General features: G+C 63.2%; 20 protein-coding genes. 7 read left to right on the top strand and 13 right to left on the bottom strand.

What is annotated here, in order from left to right; genetic code table 11:
- Positions 1-38: 38 nt before the first annotated feature.
- Complete coding sequence (locus tag BTM36_RS21320) at positions 39-1,472, bottom strand: NAD-dependent succinate-semialdehyde dehydrogenase (RefSeq protein WP_006465328.1); 1,434 nt, start codon at positions 1,470-1,472, stop codon at positions 39-41.
- Between the two features lie 324 nt (positions 1,473-1,796).
- Here BTM36_RS21320 and BTM36_RS29110 point away from each other — a divergent pair, with 324 nt between their 5' ends.
- Positions 1,797-3,305 carry a YihY/virulence factor BrkB family protein gene (locus BTM36_RS29110; RefSeq protein WP_254427059.1) on the top strand — a complete coding sequence of 503 codons (1,509 nt, stop codon included), beginning with the start codon at positions 1,797-1,799 and terminating at the stop codon, positions 3,303-3,305.
- On the opposite strand, the gene BTM36_RS21330 is transcribed toward BTM36_RS29110, so the two are convergent.
- The 4 genes from BTM36_RS21330 to BTM36_RS21345 all read right to left on the bottom strand — a co-directional run bounded on the left by BTM36_RS21330 (position 3,269) and on the right by BTM36_RS21345 (position 6,469).
- Positions 3,269-3,982, bottom strand: coding sequence for a glycosyltransferase family 2 protein (locus BTM36_RS21330; protein WP_077237833.1), 714 nt, complete (start codon positions 3,980-3,982; stop codon positions 3,269-3,271). The genes BTM36_RS29110 and BTM36_RS21330 overlap by 37 nt on opposite strands.
- Positions 3,983-4,044: 62 nt before the next feature.
- Entirely contained in the window at positions 4,045-4,629 is a 585-nt protein-coding gene (locus tag BTM36_RS21335) for a class I SAM-dependent methyltransferase (protein WP_077237834.1), read from the bottom strand.
- Entirely contained in the window at positions 4,626-5,420 is a 795-nt protein-coding gene (locus BTM36_RS21340; RefSeq protein ID WP_168189817.1) for a PIG-L deacetylase family protein, read from the bottom strand. Before BTM36_RS21340 ends, BTM36_RS21335 begins: the two co-directional genes overlap by 4 nt.
- Entirely contained in the window at positions 5,408-6,469 is a 1,062-nt protein-coding gene (locus tag BTM36_RS21345) for an acyl-CoA dehydrogenase (protein WP_077237836.1), read from the bottom strand. Before BTM36_RS21345 ends, BTM36_RS21340 begins: the two co-directional genes overlap by 13 nt.
- A gap of 326 nt (positions 6,470-6,795) precedes the next feature.
- Here BTM36_RS21345 and BTM36_RS21350 point away from each other — a divergent pair, with 326 nt between their 5' ends.
- The gene (locus tag BTM36_RS21350) at positions 6,796-9,117 is read left to right on the top strand and encodes an FdhF/YdeP family oxidoreductase (protein ID WP_077237837.1); all 2,322 of its coding nucleotides are present in this window, start codon (positions 6,796-6,798) and stop codon (positions 9,115-9,117) included.
- 33 nt (positions 9,118-9,150) lie between these two features.
- On the opposite strand, the gene BTM36_RS21355 is transcribed toward BTM36_RS21350, so the two are convergent.
- Entirely contained in the window at positions 9,151-9,915 is a 765-nt protein-coding gene (locus BTM36_RS21355) for a GntR family transcriptional regulator (RefSeq protein ID WP_077237838.1), read from the bottom strand.
- Between the two features lie 363 nt (positions 9,916-10,278).
- Between BTM36_RS21355 and BTM36_RS21360 the strand changes: the two genes are divergently transcribed.
- The 5 genes from BTM36_RS21360 to hydA all read left to right on the top strand — a co-directional run bounded on the left by BTM36_RS21360 (position 10,279) and on the right by hydA (position 15,315).
- Complete coding sequence (locus tag BTM36_RS21360; protein ID WP_254427060.1) at positions 10,279-11,319, top strand: ABC transporter substrate-binding protein; 1,041 nt, start codon at positions 10,279-10,281, stop codon at positions 11,317-11,319.
- A gap of 32 nt (positions 11,320-11,351) precedes the next feature.
- Positions 11,352-12,167: an ABC transporter permease gene (locus BTM36_RS21365; protein WP_077237840.1), complete on the top strand. Its 816-nt coding sequence runs from the start codon at positions 11,352-11,354 to the stop codon at positions 12,165-12,167.
- 61 nt (positions 12,168-12,228) lie between these two features.
- Positions 12,229-13,020: an ABC transporter ATP-binding protein gene (locus tag BTM36_RS21370; protein WP_077237841.1), complete on the top strand. Its 792-nt coding sequence runs from the start codon at positions 12,229-12,231 to the stop codon at positions 13,018-13,020.
- Between the two features lie 11 nt (positions 13,021-13,031).
- Positions 13,032-13,760, top strand: a complete 729-nt coding sequence (locus BTM36_RS21375) for an aspartate/glutamate racemase family protein (protein WP_077237842.1) — start codon at positions 13,032-13,034, stop codon at positions 13,758-13,760.
- A 130-nt stretch (positions 13,761-13,890) separates the two neighbouring features.
- Positions 13,891-15,315 (top strand): dihydropyrimidinase, encoded by a 1,425-nt coding sequence (gene hydA / locus BTM36_RS21380; RefSeq protein ID WP_077237843.1) that lies wholly within the window; start codon positions 13,891-13,893, stop codon positions 15,313-15,315.
- Between the two features lie 161 nt (positions 15,316-15,476).
- On the opposite strand, the gene BTM36_RS21385 is transcribed toward hydA, so the two are convergent.
- From BTM36_RS21385 to BTM36_RS21420, 7 genes are all read right to left on the bottom strand, one after another.
- Positions 15,477-16,547, bottom strand: coding sequence for an asparaginase (locus tag BTM36_RS21385; protein ID WP_077237844.1), 1,071 nt, complete (start codon positions 16,545-16,547; stop codon positions 15,477-15,479).
- Between the two features lie 275 nt (positions 16,548-16,822).
- Positions 16,823-17,890: a GGDEF domain-containing protein gene (locus tag BTM36_RS21390; protein ID WP_006465313.1), complete on the bottom strand. Its 1,068-nt coding sequence runs from the start codon at positions 17,888-17,890 to the stop codon at positions 16,823-16,825.
- 550 nt (positions 17,891-18,440) lie between these two features.
- Complete coding sequence (gene lpxO / locus BTM36_RS21400) at positions 18,441-19,340, bottom strand: lipid A hydroxylase LpxO (RefSeq protein ID WP_006465312.1); 900 nt, start codon at positions 19,338-19,340, stop codon at positions 18,441-18,443.
- A 346-nt stretch (positions 19,341-19,686) separates the two neighbouring features.
- Complete coding sequence (locus tag BTM36_RS21405; protein WP_077237846.1) at positions 19,687-20,997, bottom strand: D-amino acid dehydrogenase; 1,311 nt, start codon at positions 20,995-20,997, stop codon at positions 19,687-19,689.
- A gap of 191 nt (positions 20,998-21,188) precedes the next feature.
- Positions 21,189-21,626: a hypothetical protein gene (locus tag BTM36_RS21410; protein ID WP_077237847.1), complete on the bottom strand. Its 438-nt coding sequence runs from the start codon at positions 21,624-21,626 to the stop codon at positions 21,189-21,191.
- 16 nt (positions 21,627-21,642) lie between these two features.
- Positions 21,643-22,062: a DNA polymerase III subunit chi gene (locus BTM36_RS21415; protein ID WP_006465309.1), complete on the bottom strand. Its 420-nt coding sequence runs from the start codon at positions 22,060-22,062 to the stop codon at positions 21,643-21,645.
- A gap of 121 nt (positions 22,063-22,183) precedes the next feature.
- Complete coding sequence (locus BTM36_RS21420; RefSeq protein ID WP_077237848.1) at positions 22,184-24,259, bottom strand: M3 family metallopeptidase; 2,076 nt, start codon at positions 24,257-24,259, stop codon at positions 22,184-22,186.
- Between the last annotated feature and the right edge of the window lie 7 nt (positions 24,260-24,266).

Here is a 24,266-nt window from a genome sequence, read left to right on the forward strand (position 1 = left end):
CGCCGTCTCAGGCGATCACTGCATCAGAGTGCCAGCCCTCAGATATCCAGCTGGGTCACCAGCTTGGTATTGATGTAGGCCTCGATGGCTTCGGTACCGCCTTCGGAACCATAGCCACTGTCCTTGACGCCGCCGAAGGGCAGTTCCGGGAAGGCCAGGCCCAGGTGGTTGATGGTCAGCATGCCGCTTTCCACACGTGCGGCCAGTGCGTGCTTGGTCTGTGCCGACTTGGCGAAGGCATAGGCCGCCAGGCCGAAGGGCAGGCGATTGGCTTCGGCGATGACTTCATCGAGGGTCTCGAAGGAGTTGATCAGTGCCAGCGGACCGAAGGGCTCTTCATTCATCACGCGTGCGCTCAGCGGCACGTTGGTCAACACGGTGGGCTGGAAGAAGTAACCCTTGTCACCGATGCGCTTGCCACCGGTGCGCAGTTGCGCGCCGTTGGAGACGGCATCGTCGATCAGCGCTTCCAGTGCGGGGATGCGGCGCTTGTTGGCCACCGGACCCATGTTCACGCCAGCTTCCAGACCATTGCCGACCTTCAGTTGTTCGGCATAGGTGACGAACTTGTCGACGAAGGCGTTGAACACGCCCTTCTGCACCAGGAAGCGGGTCGGCGACACGCATACCTGACCGGCATTGCGGAACTTGGACGTGGCCAGGGTCTTGGCGGCCAGGTCCACATCCACGTCATCGAACACCATGGCCGGCGCATGGCCGCCCAGTTCCATCGTGGCGCGCTTCATGTGCTGGCCGGCCAGCGCCGCCAGTTGCTTGCCCACCGGAGTGGAACCGGTGAAGGAAATCTTGCGGATCACCGGATGCGGGATCAGGTATTCCGAAATCTCCGCCGGCACGCCATAGACCAGGTTGATGACACCGGCCGGCACGCCTGCATCGGCGTAGGCACGGATCAGTTCAGCCGGCGAAGCCGGAGTTTCCTCGGGGGCCTTGACGATGATGGAGCAGCCTGCCGCCAATGCGGCCGACAGCTTGCGCACCACCTGGTTGATCGGGAAGTTCCAGGGCGTGAAGGCCGCCACCGGACCGACCGGCTCCTTGATCACCATCTGGTAGGCGCCCGGGGTGCGGGCCGGTACCAGGCGACCGTAGGTGCGGCGGGCTTCTTCGGCGAACCAGTCGATGGTGTCGGCGGCGCCCAGGGTTTCCATCTTGGCTTCGGCCAGCGGCTTGCCTTGTTCCTGGGTCATCAGGCGGGCGATCTCGTCGACGCGCTCACGCAGCAGGTCGGCTGCCTTGCGCATGATCTTGGAGCGATCGAAGGCGGACATGTTGCGCCAGATCTCGAAACCCTTTTTGGCGGCCTCCAGGGCGCGGTCCAGGTCGGCGCGGTCAGCGTGGGCGATCTTGCCGATCACTTCCTCGGTGGCCGGGTTGACGACATCGATGGTGCGACCGGAAGCGCTGGCGGTCCATTCGCCGTTGATGAAAAGCTGTACGTCCTTATACATGGGCAATCCTCGTTCGTCAGGTTGGGGGAAGGGCCGGCGCTGCCCGGTTCAGCCCGGCGGGCCGGAACCGGTGGCGCGCGCTGCGGCCAGGGGGGAATTCAGACAGACCGGATGCTGCCGGTCTGGTTCATGCGCGATCTTGCCGACGAGGGCAGTGGCCGCGGCACGAAAGACTGTCTTTATACCATGCGCCCTGTTTTCGCGTCGCCTGCCGGCACGCCGACAGCGGCTTCCTACAAGGCCGGACGGGCCGACAAGGCGAAGGAACATTACTTCACGCGCATCGGTCACAATGGCATAACAATATGCCCAGCCGAGGTCCCCATGAGCAGCTCTCCCGCCCCATTGCATCCGGCCCGCCATGCTGCCGCCGCTCCCGCTGACGATTCCCCTGATGCGATGCCCTCCAGCGATGCCAGCCAGCACGCCGATGGGGCAACGCGCGCCGTTGGTTCTGGCAGGCAGAGCCCAGCGGCCGGCGCCACCGGCGGCGTCATCGCCGGTGCGTTGCTGAGTGCCGGCCTGGGTATCTGGCTGGGCCGCAAGCGGCGCCAGCGCCGCACGTCGGTGACACCAACGCCAACGCATGCAACGCCCCGCCCGCAGCCGGCCGCGACCACGCGGCGTGCCACTGGCGCGCACGCTGCTCATGACGCCATTCCGCAAGGCCTGGAGCAGGCTTTGCGCCTGGTGACCCTGGCTACGCCATTGATCGCCGCCTGGCGCAAGGGATCGGCGCGCGCCAGCGCGGCCAGGGCTCAAGCCAAGGCCAAGGCGGTCGATGCCTTGCCGCCGGATGCGCCTGCCCGCATGGACATCGTCAAGGCACGTCTGGAACCGGCGCCGTCGGACTATCTGGACCCGGCCGCCGAGGTCAAGATGATCAAGGGCGGCACGCGGCGCCAGCAGGCCTGGCAGATGACGGTGGCCGCCATCAATGCGTGGCTGGATGACTTCGCCCCCAGCATGGGGGCGGCGATCGCCTACTACACCATCTTTTCCATCGCCCCCATGTTGGTGATCGCCATCGCCGTGGCCGGCATGCTGTTCGGTCACGATGCGGCGCAAGGCGAGATCGTCAACCAGATCCGCGATATCGTCGGCACCGAAGGGGCCTTTGCCATCCAGGGCTTGCTCAAGTCGGTCAGCCAGCCCCGCGAGGGCATGATCGCTGCCGGCATTTCGGTGGTGACCCTGGTCATCGGTGCCACGGCGGTGTTTTCGGAATTGCAGAGCGCGCTGGACCGTATCTGGCGCATCCCGGCCGTCAAGCGCAAGAGCGGGGTATGGCAATTGGCCCGCACCCGTCTGCTGTCGTTCGGGCTGATCCTGGGGCTGGGCTTCCTGCTGATCATCTCGCTGGTGGTCAGCGCTGCGCTGGCGGCACTGGGGCGCTGGTGGGGCGGCTGGTTCGAGGGCTGGCAGCTGATGCTGCAATTGCTCAACTTCGTGCTGTCCTTCGTGGTGTTCTCCACGCTCTTTTCGATGATCTACAAGTTCATGCCGCGGGTGACCTTGTCCTGGCGCGATGTCTGGATCGGCGCGGTCGCCACCACGGTGCTCTTCATCATCGGCAAATACCTGATCGGCCTGTACCTGGGCAGCACCGGCATGACCTCCGGCTTCGGTGCGGCCGGTTCCTTTGCGCTGCTGCTGCTGTGGATCTACTACTCGGCGCAGATCTTCCTGCTGGGCGCCGAGTTCACCTGGATCTACGCCAACAATTTCGGCTCACGTGCGCGCCGGCAAAAGCTGGTCAGTACCATCGAAGATCATCATGTGAGCCTGGAACAGGCTCAGCAGGTGGTACGCGGCAACGACAAGCCGCGCTGAGGAGACAGCGCCAGTGCCGGACATTCTTCCACGGCCCACTGGCGCAAGGTGTCGCCGAAACCGCCACGGGCCTTGCTCTGCGGCCGGGTGCTGGTGCTCACACGGGGACGGGCACTCCAGGCGATATGGGCGCCCATGGCCTGCAGTGCCCGGACCAGCGCCACATCTTCATGGCAGGACAAAGGCGGGAAGCCGCCCGCCTGGCGATAGGCCCGCGCACAGACGCCGAAGTTGGCACCGTGGATGTGGCGATGACCATCGCGATCCAGATAGTCACGGGCGAAGCGGTGCCGCACTTCCGGCGGATGGCCATGCCAGTCGTCGGGCATCACGGTGCCGCAGACGGCATCGGCCTGTAGCCCCAGTTGCGCCACCAGCCAATCCGGGGCAACTTGCGTGTCCGCATCGGTAAAGGCCAGCCAGCGTGCTCCCTGCGCCAGCAGTTGATCGGCGCCCAGCGCGCGTGCCACGCCGACCTTGCGCGCCTGTATCGGCAGCACGCTCACCGGGTGGCGGCGGGCAATGCTCTCGGAGCCATCGCTGCAGGCATCCAGCACCACCACGATGCGCACTTCCTCGCCCTGCAGATCGTCATGCGCGGCGGCCTCGCGCACCGCTTGCAGGCAGCGCTCCAGCAGGGCTTCTTCATCGTGGGCGGGAATGACGATGCCTATCATGACGTGCTCCTCTCCTCGTTGTTCTTACCGTCCGATCAATGAGATCAATGCGTCGGCCGGATTCAGGTCTTGCGCCACAGGTCGACCAGGATGTCCTCGTCTTCATAGCAGGCCTGGCGTTTGAGCCGCGCATGGGCGTCGATCAACTGGTGCATGGGGCGGGTGGCGAGCAGACGATCATCGAAATCCTTCTTCCAGTGGCAGGCCAGCAGATGGCCACCGGGTGCCAGGCTGCCTGCGGCGAGCGCGGAAATCTCGGCCATCTGCGGCGCATCGAAGTAATAGCAGAGCTCGGAAAACAGGATCAATTCGAATTCCGGCATGTCCTGCGCCGGTGCCGGCCATTGCTCGGGCAAGGCTTGGCGACGCACGTGGACATGCGGCAGATGCGCGGTCTTGTCGCGGGTGATGCGCACCGCGTCCTCGCAGAAATCGGACGCCACCAGATGCCCGCAACGTTCGGCCAGCTGCAAGGTCAGTTCGCCACTGCCGCAACCTGGCTCGAAGATGGCCGCGCAGTGCTGGCGCGGCAGCATCGCCGCGACGATGGCGCGCTTGCGTTGCTCGTACCAGCTGGTCCTGGTGTTCCAGGGATCGGCACTGGCCGCATACAACTGGTCGAAGTGTCCGCTGTCGCCGCTCCTCATAGGAAGAACACCTCGTAGGGACGCACGAAGTGCGCCAGTACGCCGGCCGGCAGCACCGGATCGCGCTCGCCATCGCGACCGATCTGGCTGTGGTAGCAACGCAGGGCGCGGCGCTTGCGCAGGGCGGTGTCGGCATCGAAGCCCAGCTTGTGTGCCCGGCCCCAGGGGAAGTCGCCCGTCAGCGGCTGCGCCCAGTGCCAGCCCCAGATCGGGACTTCGACCAGCTTGCAGCCCAGTTCATGTTCCAGCTCACCGGCGATCTCGCCCACCGTTTCATGGTCGGGATGACCGTCCAGGCGCCACGGGGCAAAGACGATATCCGTGTGGCGCAGCTGCGCGATCAGCCAGGCTTTCAATTCCAGCCGGTGCTGGCGGATCTGGCCGTCCGGGATGCGGGCGCGCAGGATCTGGGCCTGCCCCGCGCCCAGACATTCCAGCGCGGCCATGCTCTCGGCCGGCCGCAGCAGCGGCAGCCGCTGCGCCAGGGGGGACGAATCGGGATGGCTGCGCTCACCATCGCTGACGGCCACCACCGCAATTTCCCGCATCATGCCCGCCAGCTGCGCGATCAGACCGCCGCAGCCCAGCGTTTCATCATCCGGATGCGGCGCCAGGATCACCGCCCGTGAGCGGGGTGGCACCAGCTTGCACAGTTCGATCTCGGGCAATGCATGCAGACGCTGGCAGGATTGCCAGACCTCTTCGGCAGTGCCGTGGACGACATCGATATGGCGTGCGTGGTGTGCGGCGGCGCTGCGCCTTACGGGCGCAGGGGTATTCACAATAAGCATGGGGCGGACTCCTCTTGCAGGCAGGATGTGGCCAGGGCGGCCAGGTCGCGTTCGGCATGGCTCTGGCGCAGCCACACAGGCAGGTCGGCCAGCAGGCGCGCACTGCGCCGCTGGCCACAATAAGGATGGGGGCCCAGCGCAGCGCCCAGGTCGCTGATGATCTGCGTGCAGGCGCGTTCGACGATCAGGCGGGACCGCAAGGCGTGACGCATGGCGTTCTCGCCCGGGAAGGCATCGATGCGCGCAGCGCTTTCGCGCAGCGTGGCTGCCGAGGTGGACAGCGCGCATTCGGCACTGCCCAGGCGTGCCAGGGCATGCGGGTCGGCACGTTGCGCCAGCTGCTCGCGCAGCAGCGCCACCAGCGCTGCCGCCGCACCATGCCAGCAGGCCGCAATGCCGATTCCACCCTGCCAGAAGCCGGGGCGGTCCAGATAGAAACCGGGCCCGCCCACCCGTTGGGCGCTGGCATTGTGCAGGCGCAGGCGCGCCGTGCGCGTGGCGGACATGCCCACGGCCGCCCAGTCGTCCTCGATGATCTCGACCCCGCGCTGCCCCAGTTCCAGCGCCAGCAGCCAGGTCTGACCGGCGTCGTCGCGATGGCTCAGCAGCGCGTGCGTGACCGAGGCGGCGCCGGAGCACCAGGGCTTTTCTCCGTCCAGCAGGACATGCTCTTCCGCTGCCGGTGTTCGCATGCCAAGGCTGCCGGGACGGCCCTGCGCGCACCAGACGCCCCAGATGGAACGAGCCGGGCGCGCGTGTCCGGCTTCAGCCAGGATGGCCAGCGCATCGGTATGGGCTTCATAGAGCTTGGCCAGCGACAGATCATGCGCGGCCACCGCTGCCAATGCCTGCCAGCGCGCCAGCGTTTCACCGTGGCCGGGCAGGGGGAGGCGATCCAGCCCCGCCGTCACCAGCTGGCGCAGCAGCCGCGCATCCAGCGCGGCCACTTGTTCGTGCGCACAAGCAGCCAGGGCGGGCGCGATGAATTGTTCCAGCTGCGCCGGCAGGGAAGGGCAATCGGGTAGACCAGCGAGGGCAGGGCGATTCATGATGACCGGGCCGGGTGCAAGGGGGTTCAGGGGATTCAGGCAGCCCGGGATGGGCCGCAATGGTACCCAGTATGCGTGTCGCGGTGCCGGGCCGATGTCGGCGTGCGGCTGTGTTTGTCGTAGGACTTCATTAGGCCCGGCCAGGATCGGACCGTTTCTGTAGGAATCGTGCGCGCTGTAAATCCGTGCATCACCTACAGCCAAACCGGCCGGCAAATTCCATCATTGCTGCTATCCACGCAGCACCCATGCAAGCCAGCGCAACAGACACCCGTGCCAACACCCGTGCGAAGGCCGCTGTCGCACGCAACGCTCAGAGAGGCGATATGAAAACCAAGGACATTCCCGAAGACGCCAGATTCGATGAATACAACAATGCCGCCGGTGGTTGGGGCTCGGTCAAGGCACTGGGCGCCATCCTGCAGCAGGAACATGTGATCGCCACCGGCACCCGCATCCTGATGAAGCAGAACAAGCCCGACGGCTTCGCCTGCGTCAGCTGTTCCTGGGCCAAGCCGGCCGACCCGCACCTGTTCGAGTTCTGCGAGAACGGCGCCAAGGCCACCGCCTGGGAAATCACCGGCAAGCGCGCCACCCCGGCGTTCTTCGCAAGTCACACGGTGAGCGAGATGGAAAGCTGGAACGACCTCGAACTCGAATCCACCGGCCGCGTCACCGAGCCCATGAAATACGATCCCGCCAGCGACCGCTATCTGCCCGTCACCTGGTCAGAGGCATTCGACGACATCGCCGCCCGGCTGCGCGCGATGGATCCGAAGAAGGTGGTGTTCTATGCCTCCGGCCGGGCGTCGCTGGAGACCTCCTACCTGTACCAGTTGATGGCCCGCATGTATGGCTGCAACAACCTGCCCGACAGCTCGAACATGTGCCACGAATCCACTTCCGTGGCTTTGCCGCAGACCATCGGCGTGCCGGTCGGCACCGTCAGGCTGGAAGACTTCGAGCACACCGACTGCATCCTCTTCTTTGGCCACAACACCGGCACCAACGCCCCGCGCATGCTGCATCCGCTGGAAGAGGTGCGCAAGCGCGGGGTCCCCGTGATCACTTTCAACCCCTTGCGCGAGCGCGGTCTGGAGCGCTTCGTCAATCCGCAATCGCCCAAGGAAATGATCACGCCTGCGCATACCGACATCAGTTCGCAATACGTGCAGATCCGCATAGGTGGTGATACGGCGGCCGTGGTGGGCATGGCCAAGCGCATCCTGGAGCGCGATGACCGGGCCCAGGCCGAAGGTTTGCCGCGCCTCCTGGACCAGGCATTCATCGATGAGCACACCAGTGGCTTCGACGAATTCGCAGCCGCCGCCCGGGCCGCCTCGTGGAGCGAGATCGAGCGGCATGCCGGTGTGTCGCGCGCCGAACTGGAACTGGCCGCCGACACCTATGCCGGCGCCGGGCGGGCCATGCTCATGTATGGCATGGGCGTGACCCAGCACCGGGAAGCGGTGCGCACCATCCACATGCTGACAAATCTCTTGCTCATGCGCGGCAACATCGGCAAGCCCGGCGCCGGCATCTGCCCGATCCGTGGCCACTCCAACGTGCAGGGGCAGCGCACCGTCGGCATCACGGAAAAACCGGAGATGGTTCCCAATGACAAATTGCGCGCGCTGTATCACTTCGAACCCCCGATGGAGAAGGGGCTCAACACGGTCGAAGCCTGCGAGAAGATCCGCGATGGCGAGCTGTCGGCCTTCTTCATGCTGGGTGGTAATTTCGTGCGCGCCATCCCCGACCATGGCGTCATGGAGCCAGCCTGGCGCAACCTCCCCCTGACCGTGCAAGTGGTGACGCACTTCAACCGCTCCTGCGTGATCCACGGCAAGACGGCCTACCTGCTGCCCTGCCTGGGCCGCATCGAGATCGACCGCCAGCGCGGCGGTGAGCAGGTCGTGGCGGTGGAAGACAGCACCGGCTGCATGCACGGTTCACGCGGGCACGTCGAACCGGCCTCGCCGCATCTGCTTTCGGAACCGGCCATCATCGCCGAGCTGGCCAAGCGGCTATTGCCCTTCAACCCGCAGGTGGACTGGGATGGCTGGGTGGGCGACTATGCCCGCATCCGCGACGCCATCGAAGCCACCTATCCCGACATCTTCCGCGACTTCAACGGCCGCATGTGGACCCCAGGCGGCTTCCCGCGCCCGCTGGCGGCGCGTGAACGGCAATGGAAGACGCCCAACGGCCGCGCCAACTTCAAGACTTTCGACAGCTTCGAGCCCGCCCCCGACATGCCCGCCGATGCCCCTGGTGTGCTGCGTCTGATGACCACCCGTGGCGACAGCCAGTTCAACACCACCGTCTATTCGCTGGATGATCGCTTCCGTGGTGTGTGGGGGACGCGCCGCGTGCTGCTGCTGAACCTGCGCGACATGCAGGCCCAGGGCCTGGTGCCGGGTGATTTCGTCACGGCCGAGACGGTCTCCGACGACGGTGTGGAGCGTCGCGTGGATCACCTGCGGGTGGAGCCTTTCGATATCCCCGTCGGCTGCGTGATGGGTTACTTCCCCGAACTGAACCGCCTCATTCCGCTGTTCCACCATGCGCGCGGCAGCAAGGTGCCGGCGGCCAAGTCGATTCCTGTGCGCTTGATTGCGGAGGTGAGTGAGCCGGTGTTGTCCTGACAGCGGTCGTCAGCTTGCAGCTGTCGGGCGGTTCTATACCACGCCCAGCAGCACTTCCAGATCGTCATCCTCGCCCAGCGGGGTGGACATATCCAGCACGCTCTCGATATGGTGCAGGTGCGCCAGCATGGTCGCCACCGCCTCTTCGGCGCGGCCTGCTGCGATGGCGTCGATGATGTCGCCGTGGTCATCGTGCGTGCAGGCCGGCACCGTCGGAGAGTCGTACAGCACGATGATGAGACAGGTCAGGGAGGCCAGTTCGCGCATCATCTTGCTCATCACGGGGTTGTCCACCATGTCGGCGATGCGGATGTGGAATTCTCCCGAGAGCCGGATGATGGCGCGCCGGTCATTGCTCGCCCGCGCCTTGGCTTCCTCGGCCACGTGGGCCCGCAGTAAGGCAATGTGTTCGGGTCGCGTGTGCTCGCACAGATGACGCAGCAGGGCCGGTTCCAGCAGGCGGCGCGCAGCGAAGATGTTGCGTGCTTCCTCCGGGGTGGGGCTGGCCACGAAGGCGCCGCGGTTGGGGATGGTCGTGATCAGTCCCTCATGCGCCAGGCGCGCCAGCACTTCCCGCACGCGGGTACGGTTCACGCCGAAGATGCCCGCCAATTTCTCCTCGACCAGCTTGGTGCCGGGCGTGAGGCGATGTTCCATGATGGCCCCGACTATCCTTTCATAGATGGCATCCCCGGCCAGTGGCCGCACGCTGAACGCCTGGCCAGGCAGCGGGCTGTTGTCCGGGTGCTCGTGCTTGCTCTGTTTCCTGCGGGGGCTGCTGGTGCTGGTCGGGCTCATGGGTTTTCGGATCGAAGACGTAGGTTGCCCGCCATGATAGCGGAAAATTGTGGGAATTGATTGTCACAAAACGATAAAAATAATCAGACAAATAAGCGCTCAAAATGCTGCACTTTGATGGGGCGTTTTCCCTCTTTTGGCATGCTCAAATTGAATTGCTTTGGTGCGTCCATGCTGGTTTCCGCTCGGCAATACGAATAGGGGGATGGGTCATAAGTACCAATCCACAAGGGTTTTGGGGGCGTTTCTCAGTAACTGCGACAGGGTGTTTCCGGGCTGGCACAGGCTTTGCATAAACGGTGGCAATGCAAAACAAGATTGTCACAAAATAGTCGTCCTCGAATGTCCACCTGGGAGAAAACCATGCAACAGCAAGTCCGCAAGTCCCCCTCCGGCCTGTTCTTCAAGGCTGCCGCCCTGGCCAGCCTGCTGGCCTGTACCGCACTGGGCACCGGCTCGGCCATGGCCCAGGCCAAGCCCAAGATCAAGCTGGCTTATGCCAAGTGCGCACATTGCATGTCAATGGCAATGGTGCCGGCGCTGGCCCAGAACGTGGAGATCGAGGGCATCAATTTCACCGCCGGCAGCGATGCGCTGACGGCCCTGGTTTCCAAGAGTGTGGACATCGCTCAGGTGACTTACCTGGCCTATGTCAGTGGTCTGGACAAGGGCTTCGACCTGGTGGCGGTGTCGGGCCAGGTCAATGGTGGTTCCGAGATGCTGGTTGGCAAGGACAGCAAGCTGGCCTCGGATGACTGGGCGGGTCTCAAGAAGCTGATTGCGCAATACAAGGCCGAAGGCAAGCCCTTCCGTATCGCTGCCTCGCGCGGCAATGCCCAGGATCTGCACATGCGTGGTGAACTGGCCGGCCATGGCATCGATCCGTCCAAGGACGTGCAGTTCGTCAATATCCCCAATCCTTCCGATCACGCGGCAGCGCTCTCGCGTGGCGAGGTGGAACTGATCTGCTCGGTGGAACCCTTCGCTTCGCAGATCCGCATGACCGGTGTTGGCAAGCATTTTGCCTATCCCTATGACCAGGCCGCAGGTCGCCTGACCAACCTGATCGTGACCCGCTCGGATGTCATCAAGGAGCATCCGGCCGAGGTCAGGGAAACGGTGGCCGCGGTGGTCAAGCTGGTCGATGGCTTGCAGAAGGACAAGCAGGGCTGGATCAACAGTATCGTCAAGGGCACCGGCCTGGACCCCAAGATTGCAACCGAGGCGCTCAACAACGCCTATCCCGACTATCGCATGTATCGCACCCAGACCAAGGCCATTGCCGGGATGATGAAGGATCTGAAATACGTCTCCAGCGACGTCTCGGGCCTGGCTGAAAAGAACATGGACTACAGCTTCCTGATGAGCGTGACCGGCAAGCCCAAGTCCGAGCTTGGTTATTGATTCACGACGACACTAGCCCCAAAGGAAACATCATGAGTGGATGGAAGCAATCCCTGTCGGAAGCCAAGTGGCGCTTTGCGGTGCCGCTGTTGCTGGTGCTGTTCTGGGAGGCTTTCTCCCGCTCGGGCGTGATCCCGGCATCGCTCCTGCCGGCCCCATCGCGGGTGTTTGCCACCTGGATGGACTGGATCTTCGGCATCAACGAAGCCGCCCAGGACAGCAGTGGCAAGTGGATCTACGACGCCATGGCCAGCTGCCTGCGGGTGACCGCCGGCTACCTGATCGCGGCGGTTTCCGGCATCGCGCTGGGGGTGGCCATCGGCTGGTGGCGCTGGGTCGAGCGCACCATCGAGCCTACCGTGCAGATGCTGCGCCCGATTCCGCCGGTGTCCTGGATTCCGCTGGCCATCATCTGGTTCGGCATCGCCAACAAGCCGGCCATCTTCCTGGTGTTCCTTGGCGCCTTCTTCCCGATCCTGATGAATACCGTGCATGGTGTGAAGACCGCTGACCGCAACCTGTTGCGGGCTGCTGCCATGGCTGGTGCCCGGCAAAGCCAGTTGCTGCGCTTCGTCATCCTGCCGGCCGCCATGCCCAGCATCTTCGCGGGTTTGCGCATCGGCATCGGGAGCGCCTGGATGCTGACGGTGACCGCCGAGATGGTGGCCGTCAAGAGCGGGCTCGGGTATGCGCTGTGGGATTCGTATTACTTCCTGCGCTATGACCTGGTGATCGCGGCCATGATCAGCATCGGGCTGCTGGGTTTCCTGGCGGACTGGATCCTCAAGCAGATCATGCATTCCATGCTGCGCTGGCAGCATGTGGCCACCGTGCAGGGCAAGGCCTGAGTGAACTGAGCGGCCGGCAGCCTCGCGGCCCGCGCGCATCAACGATCAAGGAAAACGCATCATGGCATTCATCGAATTGAACGATATCGTCAAGGTCTTCAAGGACCGCAAGCGCGGCACCGACATGCTGGCCATCGACCGGGTGAGCCTGCAGCTGGAGAAGAAGGAATTCCTCTGCCTGCTCGGTCCGTCGGGTTGCGGCAAGTCCACGCTGCTGAACATGATCGCCGGCTTCGAATTCCCGACCAGCGGTGCCGTGAAGGTGGCCGGTCAGGCCATCACCGGGCCTGGTGCCGATCGCGGCATGGTGTTCCAGCAGGCCAACCTGATGCCCTGGTTGCCGGTCTGGGACAATGTGGCCTTCTCGCTCAAGCTGCAGGGCAAGAGCGCGGCCGCACGGCGCGCGGCGGCCCAGCCCTTCATCGAGACGGTCAAGCTCAAGGGCTTCGAGAACCACTATCCCAGCGAACTCTCGGGCGGCATGGCGCAGCGGGTCGGCATTGCCCGCGCCCTGTTGCAGAACCCCTCGGTGATCCTGATGGACGAGCCCTTCGCCGCACTGGATGCCCAGACCAAGATGGAGATGCAGGAAGAGCTGGTGGCCCTCTGGCAGCGCTACGAAGGCACCATCGTCTTCGTTACCCACAGCGTTGATGAGGCGCTGATCCTGGCCACCAAGGTGGCGGTGATGACGCATCGGCCAGGACGCATGCGCGAGCTGATCGACATCGACCTGCCGCGTCCACGCGATACCACCACCCCCGAATTCAACCAATACAAACGCCATGTGCTGAGCCTGATCCGCGAAGAATCGGCGCTGGCCCACGCGGATGCCGCCCTGTTGGCAGCCTGAAAGGAAACATGATGACCCAACGTACCCTGCTCGGCATGCTCACGCCGTCTTCCAACACCACGCTGGAGCCGGTGACCACCGCCATGCTGGCCGACATCCCCGAGGCCAGTGCCCACTTCGGACGCTTTCGCGTGACCGAAATCGCGCTGTCCAACCAGGCATTGGCGCAGTTCGACGATAGCGAAATCCTGCGTGCCGCCGAACTGCTCTCGCATGCCAAGGTCGGCAGCATTGCCTGGAATGGCACATCCTCGGGCTGGCTGGGCTTCGATGCCGACGAGCGCCTGTGCCGCCGCATCACCGAGGCGACCGGCATCCCGGCTTGTACCTCGGTACTGGCGCTCAACGAGATCTTCGACATCACCGGCGTGAAGCGCTTCGGTCTGGTCACCCCTTACCTGGACGAGGTGCAGGCGGCCATCATCAAGAACTATGCCGCCTCCGGGCTGGAATGCGTCTCCGAACGCCATCTGCGCAAGCAGGACAATTTCTCCTTCTCCGAAGTGGGGGCAGAGGAACTGCGTGCCATGGTGCGCGAGGTTGCCAAGGACAAGCCGGAGGCCATCACCATCTTCTGCACCAACCTGCGCGGTGCACCGCTGGTGGAAGAGCTGGAGCGCGAAGTCGGTATCCCGATCTACGACACCATCTCCACCGTGGTCTGGAAGTCGCTGCAACAGGCGGGTGCCGATCCCTCGCGCATCCGTGGCTGGGGCAGCCTGTTCCGCGACGTGCGCTAGACCCCTTCGCATTTTTCAACCTCTCTCCCTGCCAGACGCCCCGGCCACGTGCCGCGGCGTTGTCTGCGTCACGACCATGGCGGCGCAGACGGCCGCAGGCCAGACGCCTGCCTGATCGAAAGGAAAACAGATGGACAGCTTTGACCTGGTGATTCGCAATGGCACCGTAGCGACAGCCTCCGACATCATGCAATGCGACGTCGGCATCAAGGACGGCAAGGTGGCCATGCTGGGGCGTGGCCTGGCGCCCGGCCGCGAGGAGATCGATGCCAGCGGCAAGCTGGTCCTGCCCGGTGGCGTGGACGCGCATTGCCATCTGGACCAGCCGATGGAAGAGGGCCTGAAAATGGCCGACGATTTCCGCAGTGGCACGATCTCGGCCGCCTGCGGCGGCACCACGACGGTGATCCCTTTCGCCGCCCAGGCCAAGGGCGGCTCCCTGCGTGCAGCGGTGGAGGACTACCATCGCCGGGCCGAGGGCAAGGCGGTGATCGACTACGCCTTCCACATGATCGTGAGCGACCCCAGCGAACAGGTCCTCAAGCACGAGCTGCCGCAACTGGTGCGCGAAGGCTATACCTCCTTCAAGATCTACATGACCTATGACGATCTCAAGCTCAATGATCGTCAGATCCTCGACCTGCTGGCGCTGGCGCGCAGGGAAGGGGCCCTGGTCATGGTGCATGCGGAAAACGCCGATTGCATCGGCTGGCTGACCGAGCAACTGGAAGACGCCGGACTGACGGCGCCCAAATATCACGCCCATTCGCGCCCGATGATGGTGGAGCGGGAAGCCACGCATCGTGCCATTGCCCTGTCGGAGCTGGTGGATGTGCCCATCCTGATCGTGCATGTGTCGGGCCGGGAAGCCATCGAACAGATCCGCTGGGCCCACGGCCACGGCCTGCGCATCCATGCCGAGACCTGTCCGCAATACCTGGTGCTGACGGCCGATCACCTCGATGACGGCTACCATGGCGCCAAGTGCGTCTGCAGCCCGCCGCCGCGCGACAAGGCCAACCAGCAATACGTTTGGGACGGCCTGGCCAGCGGCCTGTTCACGGTGTTTTCATCGGACCATGCCCCTTTCCGCTACGAAGACCCGCAGGGCAAGAAACCGGGTGGCCAGGAAGTGCCGTTCCGCTACATCCCCAATGGCACGCCGGGGCTGGAGACGCGCATGCCCATCCTCTTTTCCGAAGGCGTGGGCAAGGGCCGCATCGATCTCAATCGCTTCGTGGCGCTGACCGCGACCGATCCGGCCAAGATGTATGGTCTCTATCCGCGCAAGGGCACCATCGCCATTGGCAGCGATGCCGACATTGCCGTCTGGGACCCGCATCGCGAGGTACGGGTGAGCAACAGCATGCTGCATCACGATGTCGACTACACGCCCTATGAAGGTATGCAGCTGACGGGTTGGCCGGTGCTGACGCTGTCGCGCGGCGAGATCGTCTGGCGCGATGGAGAAGTCCTGGGAACGCCGGGACGGGGCCAATTCCTGCCGTGCGGACTGCCTGATCCGGCCCGCCCCAAGAAGCAGATATTCGAATGAGAAGGTGAGCTTGGCGATAGCTGTAAACGGCCATCGAATGACGCATTCACTGGGCAAAAAAAGCCCCGCCGAAGCGGGGCCGAGAGCAATTTCAACAATAGAAGCAACAGAAGATCATGAATGCGAAAACGATTTATATCGTTTTCTGGCATCAGGTCAGATCAATACTTCCACATGATCTTCTGCAGTTCCTTGGGATCGTTGGTCCTGGTCAGTGCCAGTTCGGCCAGGATGCGTGCCTTCTGGGCGTTCTGGTCGTCGGTCACTACCCAGTCGAACTTGTCGTCGGGCTGCTCGCCGTTACGGATCACCACGCCACTGCCGGTGCGCGAGGCGCGGATCACCTGGACGCCCTTGCTGCGCACTTCCTGCAAGACCGGCACGATCTGTTCGGCCACGCTGCCGTTGCCGGTGCCATCGTGGATGATGGCCTTGGCGCCGGCCGCGACGAAGGCGTCATAGGCGGTGCGGCTCACGTTACCGTAGTTGTAGACGATGTCCACGCGCGGCAGGCTGCTGATCTTGTCGATGTCGAACTCGGTCTGCGTGGTGTGCGGGCGGGCCGGCAGGCGGTAGAAGCTCAGCTTGTTTTCCACCACGTAACCCAGCGGGCCGTAGGGCGAGCGGAAGGTCTCGACCTTGAAGGTGTTGCTCTTGGTGACGTCGCGGCCGGAGTGGATTTCATCGTTCATCACCACCAGCGTGCCCTTGCCGGCGGCTTCCTTGCTGCCGGCCACCAGCACGGCGTCATACAGGTTCAGCGCACCGTCTGCACCCAGCGCTGTGCCCGGACGCATGGAGCCGACCACCACCACCGGCTTTTCGCTCTTGAGGACCAGGTTCAGGAAGTAGGCGGTCTCTTCGATGGTATCGGTGCCGTGGGTGATGACGATGCCATCCACGTCGCCCTGCTTCAGCAGTTCGGAGACGCGCTTGCCCAGCTTGATCAGGCGCTCGTCATTGAAGCTCTCGCTGCCGATCTGGAAGATCTGCTCGCCGCGCACATTGGCGATCTTGGAAATCTCCGGGACGGCTGCAATGATCTTGTCCACCGGCACCACGGCCGATTGATAGGCTGCAGTGTTGACGCTGGAGGCGCCCGCGCCGGCAATGGTACCGCCGGTGCCGATGACGACCACGTTGGGCTTCTTGTCCTGGGCCTGTGCCGCGAAGGCGCAGGCCAGCGAGAGGATCAGGACGGCGCCGGTTTTCTTGAAGTGTGTCTGCTGCATTTTTATAGGTCTCCTGGTACGCGTGGGGTAGCGACGGGCGATCACGCTTCTGTTTCGTTTCTGATGCTTGTCTGCAAGCGGATCGCGGGATGAGTTCGTACGGTGAGCATCGAACGTTGGCGATCATACGAAAGCGCTGCCGTGCTGTCTCATGCTTTTAAAACATGAGCGGATGCGCACTATGCATGAACTTGCCGACTGCCAATGCCGCCGGTGCGAGGCGAAAAAAAGGCCGCTTGCGCGGCCGGCTGACAAGGGCGTTCTCGAGTGAGGCCCTAGAAGAATTCCACCGTATCGTTGGTGGTGATGCCGGAACGCAGCACGCCCGAATTGACCAGTTCCTGGTAATAGCAGATGCGGTTGCGGCCACTTTTCTTGGCGTGATACAGGGCCTGGTCGGCATGGCCCAGGATCACCACCGGCGTCTCGCGGGCGATGTTGACGAAGCCCAGGCTGACGGTGACCTTGCCCACTTGCGGGAAATCGTATTCCTGCACGTTCTGGCGGAAGCGATCGAAGATCTTGCGGGCGTCCGAAAGCGTGGTGGCGCGTAGCAGGATCACGAATTCCTCGCCGCCGAAGCGGAAGATGCGGTCGTGCGCGCGGAACGAGGCGCGCAGGATGTTGGCCACCAGGATCAGCACTTCGTCGCCGTAGAGGTGCCCGTAGCGGTCATTGACCTGCTTGAAGTGATCGATGTCCACCACAGCCAGCCAATGGCCCTTGGGCTCGTCGTTGCTGTCGTGGCGACGCTCGTCCTTCTCCATCGAGTGTGCCTCGTGCGGGGCGATGGCGAAGGCGTAGCGGGTGAATTGTTCGTCGAAGGTCTTGCGGTTGAACAGGCCTGTGAGCGCATCGCGCTCGCTGTAGTCCAGCAGGCTCTGGTAATTGCAGTAGATGTGGAAGACGCCGTGGATCACTTCCATCGTCGCCGGTGCCAGCACGTGCTCGCTGCGCAGTTCCAGGCAGGAGTTCATCTTCCCGTGCAGCCACACCGGCAGCCACAGCACATGCGTGCCGTCGGACGTGGTTTCCTGGTATTCGTTCAGATGATTGCGGATGCAGGCCATCATGGCCGGATAGGAGGACAGGGCTTCCTTGGGATCGTCGTTGGTGTGCTCGGCGATGGTATGGACGATGCCGTCGCGGATGACCATCTTCTCTTGCACGTAGTGCTCGTCGCGCATGGTGAAGATTTCCAGCATGCGGATGCTTTGCACGCCGGTGAGCTGGTACAGCGCGGAGATGACCGAGATGGCCAGGCGGGAATGCTCCCGATGGGCCGTGATCTCTACCAGATGCTTGAGCAGCGGTTTTTTCATCTCGTCGTCGATGTCCTGCATGAGCCCATTGTTCTATGTATGGTCGGTACTCGGCTTGCGCTTGGTCCGCGAGGTCGGCAGCGGACGCTTACATGCGATCAATGAGTACGAGGCGAGTGTTGGCAGCAGCCGGTCGCAGTACCTCTCCCCGAGGAATGCGGCCCAGCCAGGATGCAAGAATCACGCCATGAAGCTAGCACGGAAGCAGAAAGATTTTACACGCTGGTATGCGCTCGGATGAAGCAGTTTCTACAATTCATCATCGAAAAATACCGTTTAATTTCCGCATGGAAATTTTATGCTGTATTTGATTTTTACTTACGTACGAATTTGCGTGACTTTTGATTTTTCCTTTTCGACCAGTTCCGCATGCTGCGCTGCAGAGTCATACGGGACGCGGGCTTGCGACGGATGATGCAAAGCTCGGCATTGGTCGGTTAAGCTCTCATTAACTGACAATCGTAGTCGACATTTTGCGAATCCACGATAAAAAAATCGCCGGTCAAATGGCCGGCGATTTCGTTTATATCATTTGCGCATTGGCAGGCCTGTCCTGCCGTCGTTCTGTGCCTCAGGCATAGATGATCAGCAGCGCCACTGCGATGATGAGACCGAACTTGGTGATCTTGTAGACGGTCTTGTTCCAGTTCTTGAAGCGACGGCGATATTGCCCGGCCAGCCAGACGAAACGGAACAGCTTGTTCACGCGTCCGGTCTGGTCGCCGGTTTCGTTGGGAGAGGCCGCAGCGGTCATCATGGTGCGACCGAGGAAGCCGTTGATGGCTTCTGCCCAGCGATAGCGCAGCGGACGCTCGACGTCGCAGAAGAGGATGATACGGTTTGTCTCGGAGCCGTTCTGTGCCCAGTGGATGAAGGTCTCGTCGAACACCACGCTCTGGCCGTCGCGCCAGCTGTAGCGCTGGCCGTCGACCTCGATGAAGCAGCGGTCGTCGTTGGGCGTGACCAGTCCCAGGTGATAGCGCAGCGAACCGGCAAACGGGTCACGGTGCGGATTGAGCGTGCCGCCCGGGGCCAGTTCGGCAAACATGGCAGCCTTCACGCTGGGAATGCGCTTGAGGATTTCCACCGTCTTGGGGCAGAACTTTTCGGCCGACGGATGGCTGGCGTTGTACCACTTCAGGTAGAAACGCTTCCAGCCGGCCTTGAAGAAGGAGTTGAAGCCGGCATCGTCATTCTTTTCGGCGGCCTTGATCTTGGCCATTTCACGCAGGGCCACGGCCTCGTCGCGGATCACTTCCCAGTTCTGATCGATGAGGGCCAGGTCCTGGAACTCCTTCACCGCGGGGTACGGCACCGCCGGCACGCGCGAAAAGGCGTACATGAAGAGGTTGATCGGCGACATGATCGACGAGTGGTCGAAGAACTGGCGCAGGAAGGGCAGGCGCACGCGTCCACGGAAGTGGATGAACAGGATGGAAAAAATATAAATGAAGACTATTGCCCACTTCATTGCAGGGTCCTTTGATGTTGCCTGCCTTTCCAAGTGAAGGAAAATGCAGTGACGGATGTTCGTCCAGATGGGGTCGATTCGGGAAGGATCAACGGCAAAGGCGACCGAAAGGCGCTAGATGCGTGCTGATGAGCTGAAATCCCAGAGGCTGCACAAACTGCGGCCAAGCCGCAGCGACGCAGAGCAAGCGGGGATTCTACACCAAGGGGAAGTTCATATTTGTAAGCGCCCCACGCGGCTATATATGAATGTTCCTTCATGCCGGGGTGGCGATGCGCCAGATCAAACGCGCATGAAAAAAGGACCGGAAATTCCGGTCCTTTTGCGGGAAGCTGAAGCTTTGTGATCAGGCGGCCTGGGTTACCACCTGGCGTGCGCGGTTCCAGCGCGGCAGGCCGGTGAAGGCGAAATCGATCTCCGGCACGCGCCCGGCGATGATCTCGGCGATGGCGCGGCCGGAGCCGCAACCCATGGTCCAGCCCAGGGTGCCGTGACCGGTGTTCAGGTACAGGTTGGCGAACCTGGTCTTGCCCACGTAAGGCACGTTGGACGGGGTCAGCGGACGCAGGCCGGTCCAGTAGGTCGGGTTCTCGTAGTCGCAGCCATCGGGGAACAGCTCACGGGTGCGGCGGGTGATGGCCTCGCAGCGGGTAGTGTTGAGCTCGCGGCCATAGCCGTTGAGTTCGCAGGTACCGGCCACGCGCAGGCGGTCGCCCAGACGCGAAACCACCAGCTTGTAGCCGTCGTCGGTGAGCGAGACGCTGGGCGCAGCATCCGGGTTGATGACCTTGTAGGTGGCCGAATAGCCCTTGCCTGGGTAGAGCAGCAGGTCGATGCCCAGCGGCTTGACCAGTTGCTGCGAGAAGCTGCCCATGGCGACCACGAATGTATCCGCCGTCAGGACTTCATGGCGGCCATCCGGGTTGATGATCTCCACGCCGGTCACGCGGGCGGCGGCGCCGGCCCCTTCGGTGATCAGGCGGGTGATGGTGGTGGAATAGCGGAACTCGACGCCGGCTTCCTCGCTCTTCTTGGCAAGGCCCGTGGTGAGCTTGAAGACGTCGCCCGATTCATCGGTAGCGGTGAAGTCGCCGCCGACGATCTTGTTGCGGATCGAGGCCAGTGCCGGCTCGATGCGGATCACTTCGTCGGCCCCGATGGACTCGCGCGGGCAGCCCAGGTCGCGCATCAGCTTGGCGGCCGGCAGGGAGTCCTGGAATTCCTTTTCTTCAGTGTAGAAGTGAAGGATGCCACGGGTCAGGTGATCGTACTGGATACCGGTCTCGGCGCGCACCGCCTGCAGGGTCTGGCGGCTGTACTCGCACAGGGCCACGATGTTGCGGATGTTCTCGTCGGTACGGGCGGCGGTGCATTCGCGCAGGAAGGCCACGGCCCATTTCCATTGCAGCCATTCGGGGCGGAAGCGATAGAGCAGGGGGGCGTCTTCCTTGCCCAGCCACTTGAGCACCTTCATCGGCGCGGCCGGGTTGGCCCAGGGTTCGGCGTGCGACACCGAAATCTGGCAACCGTTGGCAAAGCTGGTTTCCTGCGCCGCGCCGGGCTGGCGTTCGATGACGGTGACGTCGTAGCCCTGCTTCTTCAGGAACCAGGCGGAAGCGGTTCCGATAATGCCTGCGCCCAATACGATCACTTTCATCCCACTCTCCCGGTTTTGCATGAACTTGCTGGTGTTTTTCGGACTTCACACCGCCATTGGACGATGCGAACAATGCAAGCATTGTAAGAAAAGCGTGATTGCCGATGTAATCAATACTGGGCAGAATTTTTGTGAATCAAAAGCCGAATGCAGATGGTTTATTCAAAATGAAAAGAAAAATCCATCAGGATTTACTTTTTTGAAGACGAGAAGCGCGCCATCTCTTCGGCTACGGCGCGCTCCACCGTTTCTGCCAGGGCGTCGCGCAGGCCTTCTCTGACGCGCTGCATCACGATATCGGAAAGATGGTCCAGCGCCAGCGCCATCTGGTCCTGCAGATGCTGGTGCAGCACGGTATCGACGCGCTCCAGCAGGCTTTGCAGGACGTTCTCGCGGATTTCCTGTTCCCACTGGCGGTACTGCTCGGCGGCCGGCGTGACCGCGGGCGGCGGGGCCATGGGCGACATCATGGGCGTTGCAGCCGCGGGCGCCTGATAGTGGGTGGCCGCAGGTTGGGTGTGAAAGGCGCCCGGTTGCATCGGCGCGGCGTAATCCAGCGCGGCCGGGGCAGCCGGCGCCAGCGGGATGACCTCGGTCAGGAGGGGGATGCTGTTGTCGTCGTGGTTCATGTCTGGAGCGTGGGGCTCAGGCCGCCACATGGTGCGACAACGGATAGCCGCGTTCCTTGTAGAAACGATAGCGGTCGCGGCCGGCGGCCTTGTCGGCGTCGTCGGCGGAAATGATTTCCAGCAAGCGTTCGAAACGGGCGAAATGGGCCGGCGTATCGGTGCCGAGGTTGATCAGTATCTGGTGATGCGGCAATTCGGCGGCGTCGTCGCCGGTGAGGATGATGGGCGTCTGTGCTGCCAGCGGATCGCCGGCCATCACGTGCGGCAGGAAATCCTGCTCGGAAAAGCTCCAGAGCGCCTGGTCCAGTTGTTGCAGTTCGGCGCGGTCGGGACTGCGCAGCACCAGCATGGCGCCGGACGCACGCGCCTTGCGCACCAGTCGGCAGACGTAGGCGATCTTTTGCGGGACGTTGCTATGGAAATCGATTCGGGTCATCCCGCCAGTATAGTGGCTCGCGCTGCAGCATGCCATCCGCGGCGGCGGCCAGGCCAAAGAAAAACGGCCCGCCATCGGGGCGGGCCGTGCTGGCCGTCTTGCGAAGCCGTTCGTCAGCGACTCAGGCCGCCATGCCACTATGCCGCAGCAAGGCATCGATGCTGGGCTCGCGGCCACGGAAGGCCTTGAAGGACTCGATGGCCGGACGGGAGCCACCGACGGCCAGGATTTCCTGCTGGAAGCGACGTCCGGTTTCCAGCGAGATCACGTTGCCGCCGGTCACCGCGGCTTCTTCAAAGGCGCTGTAGGCGTCGGCAGAAAGCACCTCGGCCCACTTGTAGCTGTAGTAACCGGCCGCATAGCCGCCCGCAAAGATGTGCGAGAACGAATGCTGGAAGCGGTTGAACTCGGGCGGGCGGATCACGGCGATGCGGTCGCGCACGCTGTCGAGCAGTTGCTGCACAGTCTGGCTGCCACCGACTTCATATTCATGGTGGATCAGCATGTCGAACAGCGAGAACTCCACCTGGCGCAGCATCTGCAGGCCGGACTGGAAGTTCTTGGCGGCGATCATCTTGTCGTACAGCGCACGGGGCAGCGGTTCGCCGGTCTCGGCGTGGGATGTCAGCTGCTGCAGCACGTCCCATTCCCAGCAGAAGTTTTCCATGAACTGCGAGGGCAGTTCCACCGCGTCCCATTCCACGCCGGAGATGCCGGACACACCCACTTCATCGACTTGCGTGAGCATGTGATGCAGGCCATGGCCGAACTCGTGGAACAGGGTGATCACTTCATCATGGGTGAACAGGGCCGGCTTGGTCACGCCATCGACGACCGCCGGTTCGGTGAAGTTGCAGACCAGGTAGGCGATCGGGGTCTGCACGCCTTGCGCGGTGAGGCGGCGGGCGCGGGCGTCATCCATCCAGGCGCCGCCACGCTTGCCGGAGCGGGCATACAGGTCGAGGTAGAACTGGCCGACCAGCTGGCCGTCGCGTTCGATGCGGAAGAACTTCACGTCCTTGTGCCAGACCGGGGCCGTATCGGGCTTGATCTGCACGCCGAACAGTTGCTGTGCAACCTGGAACAGGCCGCCCACCACCTTGGGCTCGGGGAAGTATTGCTTCACTTCCTGCTCCGAGAAGGCGTAGCGCTGTTCGCGCAGCTTTTCCGAGGCATAGGTGCTGTCCCACGCCTTCAGCTCTTCCAGGCCCAGTTTTTCGCGGGCGAAGGTCTTCAGTTCTTCGTAATCCTTCTGGCCGAAGGGGCGGGCGCGCTGGCCCAGGTCTTCCAGGAAGGCGATCACTTCCGAGGGCGACTTGGCCATCTTGGCCACCAGCGACACCTCGGCGAAGTTGGCGTAACCCAGCAATTGCGCTTCTTCCTTGCGCAGCTGCAGGATCTGGTCGATGTTGCCGCTGTTGTCCCATTCCGGCTTGGCGCCCAGCTCGGAGGCCTTGGTGGCGTTGGCGCGGTAGATCTTCTCGCGCAGGGCGCGGTTGTCGGCGTATTGCAGCACCGGGAAATAGGACGGGAAGTGCAGCGTGAACTTGTAGCCGGGCTTGCCATCCTTCTCGGCGGCGGCGCGGGCCGCCTGCTTGACGTCGGCCGGCAGGCCGGAGAGTTCGGCTTCGTCCTCGACGAAGAGGCCGAAGTCATTGGTGGCGTCCAGCACGTTTTCCGAGAAACGGGTGGTCAGCATGGCCTGCTTTTCCTGGATCTCGGCGAAGCGTTCCTTCTTCTCTTCCGGCAGTTCGGCGCCGGACAGGCGGAAATCGCGCACCGCATTGTCCACCACCTTGCGGCGTGCGGCCGACAGGGAGGCGAAGGCCGGGCTGGCCTGCAGCGCCTTGTACTTCTCGAACAGCGCCAGGTTCTGGCCCAGCGAGGTCCAGAATTCCACCAGGCGCGGCTGGTTCTCGTTGTAGGTGGCGCGCAGGGCGGGGGTGTCCATGACCGAGTTCAGGTGGCCCACCACGCTCCAGGCGCGGCCCAGTTTTTCGGTGGCGGACTCCAGCGGTTCGACGAAATTGTCCCAGGTGACTTCCGCCATCGGCGCTTCCAGTTCGGTGACCAGGCGGCTGGCATCGGCCAGCAGCTTGTCCAGGGCCGGGGTGACGTGCTCGGCGGCGATGGCGTCGAACTGGGCGTAGCCCGAGAAGTCGAGCAGGGGATTGGCGGCGATGTCGGTGGTGGTCATGGATTCT

The sequence above is a fragment of the Herbaspirillum sp. VT-16-41 genome (assembly GCF_001994935.1).
Lineage (GTDB): Bacteria > Pseudomonadota > Gammaproteobacteria > Burkholderiales > Burkholderiaceae_D > Herbaspirillum > Herbaspirillum frisingense.